Source organism: Klebsiella sp. GG_Kp175 (genome assembly GCF_040062325.1).
Classification (GTDB): Bacteria; Pseudomonadota; Gammaproteobacteria; order Enterobacterales; family Enterobacteriaceae; genus Klebsiella; species Klebsiella quasipneumoniae.
Window position 1 is genome coordinate 87778 of sequence record NZ_JBEAFX010000013.1, and the last position, 10361, is coordinate 98138.

General features: G+C 58.7%; 8 protein-coding genes. 7 read left to right on the plus strand and 1 reads right to left on the minus strand.

What is annotated here, in order from left to right; translation table 11 throughout:
• Nucleotides 1-88: 88 nt before the first annotated feature.
• The 4 genes from ftsY to rpoH all read left to right on the plus strand — a co-directional run bounded on the left by ftsY (nucleotide 89) and on the right by rpoH (nucleotide 4455).
• On the plus strand, nucleotides 89-1612 hold the full coding sequence (ftsY, locus tag ABLU73_RS19285) for a signal recognition particle-docking protein FtsY (RefSeq protein WP_049002846.1): 1524 nt from the start codon (nucleotides 89-91) through the stop codon (nucleotides 1610-1612).
• 2 nt (nucleotides 1613-1614) lie between these two features.
• Nucleotides 1615-2283, plus strand: a complete 669-nt coding sequence (gene ftsE, locus ABLU73_RS19290) for a cell division ATP-binding protein FtsE (protein WP_004202097.1) — start codon at nucleotides 1615-1617, stop codon at nucleotides 2281-2283.
• Complete coding sequence (gene ftsX, locus ABLU73_RS19295) at nucleotides 2276-3331, plus strand: permease-like cell division protein FtsX (RefSeq protein WP_002920816.1); 1056 nt, start codon at nucleotides 2276-2278, stop codon at nucleotides 3329-3331. Before ftsE ends, ftsX begins: the two co-directional genes overlap by 8 nt.
• Before the next feature lie 269 nt (nucleotides 3332-3600).
• Nucleotides 3601-4455, plus strand: a complete 855-nt coding sequence (gene rpoH / locus ABLU73_RS19300; protein ID WP_002920815.1) for an RNA polymerase sigma factor RpoH — start codon at nucleotides 3601-3603, stop codon at nucleotides 4453-4455.
• 45 nt (nucleotides 4456-4500) lie between these two features.
• Here the strand turns inward: rpoH and ABLU73_RS19305 are convergent, their stop codons facing one another.
• Nucleotides 4501-6024 carry a PLP-dependent aminotransferase family protein gene (locus ABLU73_RS19305; protein ID WP_241504932.1) on the minus strand — a complete coding sequence of 508 codons (1524 nt, stop codon included), beginning with the start codon at nucleotides 6022-6024 and terminating at the stop codon, nucleotides 4501-4503.
• A gap of 118 nt (nucleotides 6025-6142) precedes the next feature.
• Between ABLU73_RS19305 and ABLU73_RS19310 the strand changes: the two genes are divergently transcribed.
• The 3 genes from ABLU73_RS19310 (at nucleotide 6143) to livJ (ending at nucleotide 10161) form a co-directional block, all read left to right on the plus strand.
• Nucleotides 6143-7408 (plus strand): 4-aminobutyrate--2-oxoglutarate transaminase, encoded by a 1266-nt coding sequence (locus tag ABLU73_RS19310; RefSeq protein WP_023319267.1) that lies wholly within the window; start codon nucleotides 6143-6145, stop codon nucleotides 7406-7408.
• 147 nt (nucleotides 7409-7555) lie between these two features.
• Nucleotides 7556-8800, plus strand: a complete 1245-nt coding sequence (locus ABLU73_RS19315; protein WP_264923658.1) for an amino acid permease — start codon at nucleotides 7556-7558, stop codon at nucleotides 8798-8800.
• 257 nt (nucleotides 8801-9057) lie between these two features.
• Nucleotides 9058-10161: a branched chain amino acid ABC transporter substrate-binding protein LivJ gene (livJ, locus tag ABLU73_RS19320; protein WP_002920812.1), complete on the plus strand. Its 1104-nt coding sequence runs from the start codon at nucleotides 9058-9060 to the stop codon at nucleotides 10159-10161.
• The last annotated feature ends 200 nt before the right edge of the window (nucleotides 10162-10361 follow it).

Below are 10361 nucleotides of genomic sequence, written 5' to 3' on the forward strand. Positions count from 1 at the left end.
AAGTGATAGACTATCCAACTAATTTCATCATTTTTTCAGCTTCTGATGAAGCTGCGCCATGAATAAACAGCGAGGAGTGTGGTCGCAAATGGCAAAAGAGAAAAAACGTGGCTTCTTTTCCTGGCTGGGCTTTGGACAGAAAGAACAGGCACAGGAAACCGAGACTGAACAAAAAGTAGAAGAACAACAAGCGGTTGCCGATGAGACGCCGGCGGCGGAAACCCCTGCCGAGCCGAGCGCGCCGAAAGCGGACCCGGAGGCGTTTGCCGAAGAGGTCGTCGACGTCACCGAGACGGTGGTCGAAAACGAAAAGGCCCACCTTGCGGAGCCTGCCAGCGCGCAGGAAGAAGAGTGGGTGGAAGCGCCTGCTCTGACCGAAGAAGCGCCTGTTGTTGAACCGGATCCCGCAGTCAGCGAACCGCCTGAACAGCCTGCGGTGGTTGAGTCGCTGGCGGAAGAGGTTATCGCCGAACCGGTGGCGGCGGAGGTCGTGGCTGAGCAGCCTGTAGAGGATGCTGTTGCCCAGCCGCAGGAGACGGAAGCGCCGGAAGAGGACGCGCCGTTAAGCGATGAAGAGCTGGAAGCGCAGGCGCTGGCGGCCGAGGCGGCAGAAGAGGCGGCGGTGGTGGTGCCGGCGCCAGAAGACGAGGCGCCGGTGGAAGAACTGGCCCAGGAGCAGGAAAAACCGACGAAAGAAGGCTTTTTTGCCCGCCTAAAACGTAGTCTTCTGAAAACAAAAGAAAATCTCGGTTCCGGATTTATCAGCCTGTTCCGCGGTAAGAAGATCGACGACGATCTGTTTGAAGAGCTGGAAGAGCAGCTGCTGATCGCTGATGTCGGGGTGGAGACCACCCGCAAGATCATTACTAACCTCACTGAGGGCGCCAGCCGTAAGCAGCTGCGCGATGCGGAGGCGCTGTACGGCCTGCTGAAAGAAGAGATGGGTGAGATTCTCGCCAAAGTGGATGCGCCGCTGAACGTTGAAGGCAAAACGCCATTTGTTATTCTGATGGTCGGCGTGAACGGGGTGGGGAAAACCACCACCATCGGCAAGCTGGCGCGTCAGTTTGAGCAGCAGGGCAAATCGGTGATGCTGGCGGCGGGGGATACCTTCCGTGCGGCGGCGGTAGAACAGTTGCAGGTCTGGGGGCAGCGTAACAATATCCCGGTGATCGCCCAGCACACCGGCGCCGATTCCGCTTCGGTGATTTTCGACGCCATTCAGGCGGCGAAGGCGCGCCATGTTGATGTGCTGATTGCCGATACCGCTGGGCGTCTGCAGAATAAATCGCACCTGATGGAAGAGCTGAAGAAGATCGTCCGGGTGATGAAAAAGCTGGACGTCGACGCGCCGCATGAGGTGATGTTAACCATCGACGCCAGCACCGGGCAGAATGCGATTAGCCAGGCCAAACTGTTCCATGAGGCGGTAGGTTTGACCGGGATCACCCTGACCAAGCTGGATGGCACCGCCAAAGGCGGCGTGATCTTCTCGGTGGCCGACCAGTTCGGCATTCCGATTCGCTATATTGGCGTCGGCGAGCGTATTGAGGATCTGCGTCCGTTTAATGCGGGCGACTTTATTGAGGCACTTTTTGCCCGAGAGGATTAAGAATGATTCGCTTTGAACAAGTCAGCAAAGCCTATCTCGGTGGGAGACAAGCGCTGCAGGGGGTGAACTTCCACCTGCAGCCGGGCGAGATGGCGTTTCTGACCGGCCACTCCGGCGCAGGGAAAAGTACCCTGCTGAAGCTTATCTGTGGTATCGAACGGCCCAGCGCCGGCAAAATCTTCTTCAGCGGTCATGAAATCAGCCGCCTGAAGAGCCGTGAGGTGCCGTTCCTGCGCCGCCAGATCGGCATGATTTTCCAGGACCACCATTTGCTGATGGATCGCACCGTGTATGACAACGTGGCGATCCCGCTGATTATCGCCGGCGCCAGCGGCGATGACATTCGTCGCCGCGTCTCGGCGGCGCTGGACAAGGTCGGGCTGCTGGACAAAGCGAAGAACTTTCCGATTCAGCTCTCCGGCGGCGAGCAGCAGCGCGTGGGGATCGCTCGCGCGGTGGTCAACAAGCCGGCGGTACTGCTGGCGGATGAACCGACCGGTAACCTCGACGAGGCGCTCTCGGAGGGGATTTTACGTCTGTTTGAAGAGTTTAACCGCGTCGGGGTGACGGTACTGATGGCCACGCACGATCTGGGGCTTATCTCCAGCCGTCCGTACCGCGTGCTGACGCTCAGCGACGGCCATCTGCATGGAGGCATTCGGGGTGAATAAGCGCGACGCAATGAACCAAATCCGCCAGTTCGGCAGCAAGTTCGATCGCCTGCGCAACGCGGCGGGCGGCGGCGGCGGCGGGCGCAATGCGCCAAAACGGCCGAAAGCGGCGCCTAACCCGGCCTCGCGTAAGAGCAACGTGTTCAACGAGCAGGTGCGCTACGCCTGGCACGGCGCGCTCCAGGATTTAAAAAGCACACCGCTGGCCACCTTCCTGACGGTGATGGTTATCGCCATCTCGTTGACCCTGCCAAGCGTCTGCTACATGGTCTACAAAAACGTCAGCAGCGCGGCGTCACAGTACTATCCCTCGCCGCAGATCACCGTGTATCTGGAAAAAACGCTGGATGACGACGCCGCGGCGCGGGTGGTAGGTCAGCTGCAGGCGGAGCAGGGCGTCGACAAGGTGAACTATTTGTCACGTGACGAGGCATTGGGTGAATTCCGTAACTGGTCCGGCTTTGGCGGCGCCCTGGATATGCTGGAAGAGAACCCGCTGCCGGCGGTCGCCATCGTGGTGCCGAAGCTGGATTTCCAGAGCACGGAAGCGCTGAACACCCTGCGCGATCGGGTATCGCGGATCCAGGGGGTCGATGAGGTGCGGATGGACGACAGCTGGTTTGCCCGCCTCTCCTCGCTCACCGGGCTGGTGGGCCGCGTGTCGGCGATGATTGGCGTGCTGATGGTGGCGGCGGTGTTCCTGGTGATCGGCAACAGCGTGCGCCTGAGCATCTTCGCCCGCCGCGATACCATTAACGTGCAGAAACTGATCGGCGCCACCGACGGCTTTATCCTGCGTCCGTTCCTCTACGGCGGGGCGATGCTGGGCTTCTCCGGCGCGTTTTTATCGCTGATCCTGTCGGAGATTCTGGTGATGCGCCTCTCGTCGGCAGTGACCGAAGTGGCGAAGGTGTTCGGCACCCAGTTTGAGCTAAGCGGCTTAGGCTTTGACGAGTGTCTGCTGATGCTGATCGTCTGCTCGATGATCGGCTGGGTAGCCGCCTGGCTGGCGACAGTGCAACATTTACGTCACTTTACTCCCGATTAAAAAAAGCGTGATATAATCTTTCCCTGCTGCAATGAGTTCCTGTTCGCAGGGAAAGATACCGCAAGCTTGTTCTCCTTTTCCTGCCCTCACTTTTTCATCGTGGTGTCACATTTTGTGCGTAATTTATTCACACCGTTGCATGGAACTTGTGGATAAAATCACTGTCTGATACTAATGTGAGTGATATTCTCGTTGCTCATGAATGCTGGCATGCTTGTTGCCTGATGGGGACAAGACCACGTCAGAAGATATCAATTGAGAGGATTTGAATGACCAAAGAAATGCAAACTTTAGCTTTAGCCCCCGTTGGTAACCTGGAATCGTATATCCGGGCCGCTAACACTTGGCCGATGCTGTCGGCTGATGAAGAGCGGGAGCTTGCTGAAAAGCTGCATTACCAGGGCGATCTGGAAGCAGCGAAAAAGCTGATTCTGTCTCACCTGCGCTTTGTTGTTCACATTGCTCGTAACTACTCGGGCTATGGCCTGCCGCAGGCGGATCTGATCCAGGAAGGCAATATCGGCCTGATGAAAGCCGTGCGTCGCTTCAACCCGGAAGTGGGTGTGCGCCTGGTCTCCTTCGCCGTGCACTGGATTAAAGCCGAAATTCACGAATACGTGCTGCGCAACTGGCGTATCGTGAAGGTCGCTACCACCAAAGCACAGCGTAAACTGTTCTTTAACCTGCGTAAAACCAAACAGCGTTTGGGTTGGTTCAACCAGGATGAAGTGGAAATGGTGGCCCGTGAGCTGGGCGTGTCGAGCAAAGACGTCCGCGAGATGGAATCCCGTATGGCGGCCCAGGACATGACCTTCGACATGTCGTCCGACGATGAGTCCGACAGCCAGCCGATGGCGCCGGTCCTGTATCTGCAGGACAAAACGTCAAACTTTGCCGATGGCATCGAAGACGATAACTGGGAAGAGCAGGCGGCGAATAAGCTGACTGACGCGATGCAGGGCCTGGACGAGCGTAGCCAGGATATCATCCGCGCCCGCTGGCTGGACGAAGACAACAAGTCCACGCTGCAGGAGCTGGCTGACCGCTACGGCGTCTCCGCAGAGCGCGTGCGTCAGCTGGAAAAGAACGCCATGAAAAAACTGCGTGCAGCGATCGAAGCCTGATACGCCACCCCTGCCTGACGCCAGGCAACCCGATAACGCCCCGCCTCAGGTTGGGGCGTTTTGTTTTTCTGCGCCATCCATGGGCCGCAGCACCTCTGGACAGTGCGTCCGCAGGCAGCCGATCAGCACGCTGAATGCCGGCGCCATCTGCTCCTCGGGCTGGCTGGCAAATCCCATCAATAATCCTTTCTTACGCGCCGCCGTCAGGTAGTAGCGCGAGAGCGGCCGCACCAGAATGTGGCGCGCATTGGCCTCGCGGGCGATCGCCACATCGTCAGCCTCTTCCGGTAAATTGAGGATCAAATGCAGCCCGGCATTATCGCTGAAGTCCGACAGGGCGTCGGGCATACAGTGCCGCTGAATCAGCTCGGTTAAAAAGGCGCGGCGACGGCTGTAGAGCAGGCGCATGCGGCGGATATGGGCCGAGTAGTGACCAGCGGTAATAAACTCCGCCAGCGCCATCTGGATCAGCGAATGGCCGCCGCGGTAAAGCTCGGCGTGGGCGTGCTTCAGATCGCTGACCAGCGGACGGGGGATCACCACATAGCCCAGACGCAGGCCGGGATAGAGCGTTTTACTGAAGGTGCCGATATAGACCACCGGCGCGTCGGCCACCAGCCCCTGCAGGGCGGGGATGGGCTGGCCGGAAAAGCGAAACTCGCTGTCATAATCATCTTCGACGATCCAGCTCCCCTGCTGGCGGGCGAGCGCCAGCAGCCGCTGACGACGTTCAAGGCTCATCACTGCGCCCAGCGGATACTGGTGAGAAGGGGTGACAAAGATGAGCCGCGGCGCATCGTCAACCGTTTCCGGCGGACACAGGCCGTTGGCATCGACGGTCAGGGGCTCCGCCCGGACGTCGTTCATCGCCAGCAGGTGGCGAATGCCCCAGTAGGAAGGCTCCTCCACCCACGCCAGATCGCCGCTGTCGCACAGCATGCGGGTGACCAGATCGATAGCCTGGTGGATCCCCTCGGTGATAAGAATTTGATCTGCCTGACAGTGGACGCCGCGCGATACCCGCAGATAATCCACCAGCGCCTGCTGCAGCTCCGGGGTACCGCCGTTGCAGCTGTAGCTGAGCCGCTCGGGCTTTGGCCGACGGCTGATGCGCGCCTGGATCTTGCTGAACAGCGGATGGGGAAAGGCGTTAACGTCCGGTACGCCGGGAATAAACGCTCCCCACTGGCGCGGGCTGGCGCTGACCTGGCCGAGCAGGTGCTGGCCGCGGCGTGAAAGATGCGCCGTCGATGTCGCGATGCTGCTGTTTTCCCGCTCACCCTTAGCGGTCAAGGAACTTTCAGAGGCGGTTTGGGCAACGAATGTTCCGCTTCCCCGACGGGAAACCACATATCCTTCCGCCAGTAATTGTTCATAAGTTGTTAATATGGTGTTTCTTGATACGCCGAGTTCTCCCGCCAGGTCCCGCGACGGCGGCAGGCGGCTTTGCGGCGCCAGCGAACCGTCAAGGATCGCGCGGCGAAGCGCGTTGTATAAGCGTTTGTGCAGAAGAGGGGCGCGCTCTTCCTGCAGACGGACCAGCACCAGGTCACCCACCAGCGAACGCAATTGGATCCCTCAGATATTCAAAATTGGTACTCGATTATAGGGCCAACTCCTGTGTAAATAAACGACATCGTTTCTAATTTGTTGCGATAACGTGACATACACGACAGGAGATTCGCAGGTGAAAAGCTCAGAACTGAATCAACGTCGCCAGCAGGCGACGCCGCGCGGCGTAGGCGTAATGTGTAACTACTTTGTCGAGAAGGCGGAGAACGCCACGCTTTGGGATATCGAAGGCAATGAGGTGATCGATTTCGCCGCCGGTATCGCCGTGTTAAATACCGGTCACCGTCATCCGAAGGTGGTCGCCGCGGTCGCTGACCAGCTGCAGGCATTCACCCACACCGCCTATCAGATTGTGCCGTACGAAAGCTATGTCACGCTGGCGGAACGTATCAACGATCTGGCGCCGATTGACGGGCCGGCAAAAACGGCCTTCTTCACCACCGGCGCGGAAGCGGTCGAGAACGCGGTGAAAATTGCCCGCGCTTACACCGGTCGTCCGGGGCTGATAACTTTCGGCGGCGGTTTCCACGGCCGTACCTTTATGACCATGGCCCTCACCGGTAAGGTCGCACCCTACAAAATCGGCTTCGGGCCGTTCCCGGGCTCGGTGTACCACGGTGTCTACCCGAATGCGGCGCATGGCGTGACCACAGCGGATGCGCTGAAAAGCCTGGAGCGCATTTTCAAAGCGGATATTGCGCCGGATCAGGTCGCGGCCATCATCCTCGAGCCGATCCAGGGGGAAGGCGGCTTTAACGTCGCGCCGGCCGATTTCATGCAGGCGCTGCGCGACCTGTGCGATACCCACGGCATTCTGCTGATCGCCGATGAAGTGCAAACCGGTTTCGCTCGTACCGGCAAGCTGTTCGCCATGCAGCATTATGATGTGAAACCGGATCTGATGACGATGGCGAAAAGCCTCGCCGGCGGTTTCCCGCTGTCGGGCGTCGTTGGTCGCGCCGAGGTAATGGATGCCCCAGCGCCAGGCGGACTGGGCGGGACCTATGCCGGTAACCCGCTGGCGGTGGCCGCGGCGCACGCGGTGCTGGATGTGATTGCCGAAGAGCAGCTGTGCCAGCGCGCTGAGCAGCTGGGTAGCCATCTGCAGGAAGTGCTCAACCAGGCGCGCGCCACCTGTCCGGCGATTGTCGATGTCCGCGGCCGGGGGTCGATGGTGGCAGTGGAGTTTAACGATCCGCAAACTGGCGAGCCGTCGCCGGAGTTCACCCGCCAGGTGCAACAGAGAGCGCAGGAGAACGGCCTGCTGCTGCTGAGCTGCGGCGTCTACGGCAACGTGATCCGCTTCCTCTATCCGCTGACGATTCCGGACGCCCAGTTCTCGAAAGCGCTGGATATTCTGGCGCGCGTACTGAAGAGCTAACGTCTCCCCGGCGGGCTGCGGCGGCAGGGAAGCCGAACAGAAACAGGACGCCGCAGCCGGCTGTTTATGCTCAGCGTGAGTGGTTTATCACCCTGATATCACCTTTTTTCCGGCGGTGAAAACCGCCGGAGTAAAACGGAAAGTATTATGTCTGAAAACTCCACCTTTTCTCCCGTCCTCACCGGCCGGGAACGTACGGCTGTCCCTGCAAAATCTCTGAGCTTCGTCGAAGGGGTATCGATGATTGTCGGTACCAATATTGGCGCGGGTGTCCTCTCTATCGCCTATGCGTCAAGCAAAGCGGGCTTTTTACCACTGCTGTTCTGGCTGGTGCTGGTGGGCAGCCTGACCACGGTGACCATGCTCTATGTCGCGGAATCCACGCTCCGTACCCGAAAACATCTGCAGCTCAGTGGATTATCGAAGCGCTACGTCGGCGGCTTCGGCGCGCTAATGATGTTCCTCTCCGTCTGCGTCAACAGCGTCGGGGCATTGACGGCTTATATGACCGGCAGCGGCAAGCTGCTGCACTCGCTGTTTGGCATCTCGCCAGCGCTGGGCAGCGTGCTGTTTTTCGTCCCGGCGGCAGGGGTGCTCTATCTGGGGCTGAAGGCGATCGGCCGCGGCGAGAAATTTATCAGCATCGGCATGGTGGTGATGATCTCGGTGCTGGTGATTGCCACGCTGCTGAAAGAGACCACCCGCGTGGGCTATCTGCTCGACGGCAACTGGCTGTATATGGTTCCGGTCTTCAACGTCGTGGCGTTCTGCTTCTCGGCACAGTATATCGTCCCGGAAATGGCGCGGGGCTTCGCCGACAAACCGGAAAAATTGCCTAAAGCCATTATGGTCGGCATGGCGCTGACCTTTACCCTGCTGGCGCTGGTGCCGCTGTCGGTGATCTCGCTTAACGGCCTGGAGAATATTTCGGATGTGGCCACCATCTCCTGGGGCAGGGCGCTTGGCGAGTGGGCCTTCTTCTCCGCCAACCTGTTTGCGCTGTGCGCGATGCTGACCTCCTACTGGGGACTGGGCGGCAGCTTCCTGACCAATATCTTCGATCAGTTCCGCATGGGGAATGATGAACAGCCCGCCCGCCGCCTGATGGTGCTGCTGGTGGTGGCGATCCCGCCCTTCGCGCTGGCCTACAGCGGTATGGTCTCCTTCGTCAACGCGCTCTATTTTGCCGGGGTGTTCAGCGGCGTTATTTTATCGATTATGCCGATCCTGATGCTCAAGGGCGCCCGCCAGCGTGGCGACCTGACGCCGGGCTGGACCTGTCCGGCCTGGATGACCCATCCGCTTATCCAATGCTTCATTGTGTTGTTGTATCTTTGCAGCGCCGTCTACGCGATAGCGTCCGCGGTAGGCTACCTGCCCGCTGGCTGGTAATTAGGGCCTGTTTTGCACCGCGTCCGGTTCATGCTGGCGCGGTTTTTTTATTTGTCACTTATCTGTTACATAGCCCGCAATTTAGTCGTTTCAAATTCCTCAGAATGACGGTATGTTTAGCATAGTGTGCTGCAAAAGCGCGAGCAGCCCCCGGTAGATTAGCTATCATATGCTTTTCCTATCGATATAAACAAAATAATGCGCTAACAAACAACATCACAACAAATGCAAAAACCATAATAATGGGGAGCCTCAGGATGAATATGAAGGGTAAAGCGTTACTGGCAGGATGTATTGCCTTAGTTATGAGCAGCGCGGCGCTGGCGGAAGATATCAAAATCGCGGTAGTCGGGGCGATGTCCGGCCCGGTGGCCCAGTACGGCGATCAGGAATTTACCGGCGCCGAGCAGGCGGTAGCGGATATCAATGCTAAGGGCGGCATTAAGGGCAATAAGCTGCAGATCGTAAAATATGATGACGCTTGCGACCCGAAACAGGCGGTAGCGGTCGCCAACAAAGTGGTCAACGACGGGATCAAATACGTTATCGGCCACCTGTGCTCCTCTTCCACTCAGCCGGCGTCTGATATCTATGAAGACGAAGGCATTCTGATGATCACCCCGGCAGCAACCGCGCCGGAGCTGACCGCGCGCGGCTATAAGCTGATCCTGCGCACCACCGGACTGGACTCCGACCAGGGACCAACCGCGGCGAAATACATTCTCGACAAAGTGAAGCCGCAGCGTATCGCAGTGGTGCATGACAAACAGCAGTATGGCGAAGGTTTGGCCCGTGCGGTGCAGGATGGCCTGAAAAAAGGCGGGGCGAACGTGGTCTTCTTCGACGGGATCACCGCCGGTGAGAAAGACTTCTCCACGCTGGTAGCGCGCCTGAAGAAAGAGAATATCGACTTCGTCTATTATGGCGGCTATCACCCGGAAATGGGCCAGATCCTGCGTCAGGCCCGCGCTGCCGGTCTGAAAACCCAGTTTATGGGCCCGGAAGGCGTAGCGAACGTCTCCCTGTCTAACATCGCCGGCGAGTCGGCGGAAGGTTTGCTGGTGACCAAGCCGAAGAACTACGACCAGGTGCCGGCGAACAAACCGATCGTGGATGCGATCAAGGCGAAGAAACAGGATCCGAGCGGCGCCTTCGTGTGGACCACCTACGCGGCGCTGCAGTCGCTGCAGGCAGGCCTGAATCAGTCTGACGATCCGGCGGAAATCGCTAAATACCTGAAAGGCGCGACGGTAGACACCGTGATGGGCCCGCTGTCGTGGGATCAGAAAGGCGACCTGAAAGGGTTCGAGTTCGGGGTCTTTACCTGGCATGCTAATGGTACGGCGACCGACGCCAAATAATTTAACCGGCGCCTTTCACGCTGCAAATGCGTTGTCTGCGGCCCTCAACCCCGGTCACTTACTGATGTAAGCTCCCGGGGATTTCGGGTCTTGACGCCTTTTTGCAACGCGAAATGCTGGGTTAAATGGGTGGGGGCCTTTCACACTGCAAATGCGTTGTCTGCGGCCCTCAACCCCGGTCACTTACTGATGTAAGCTCC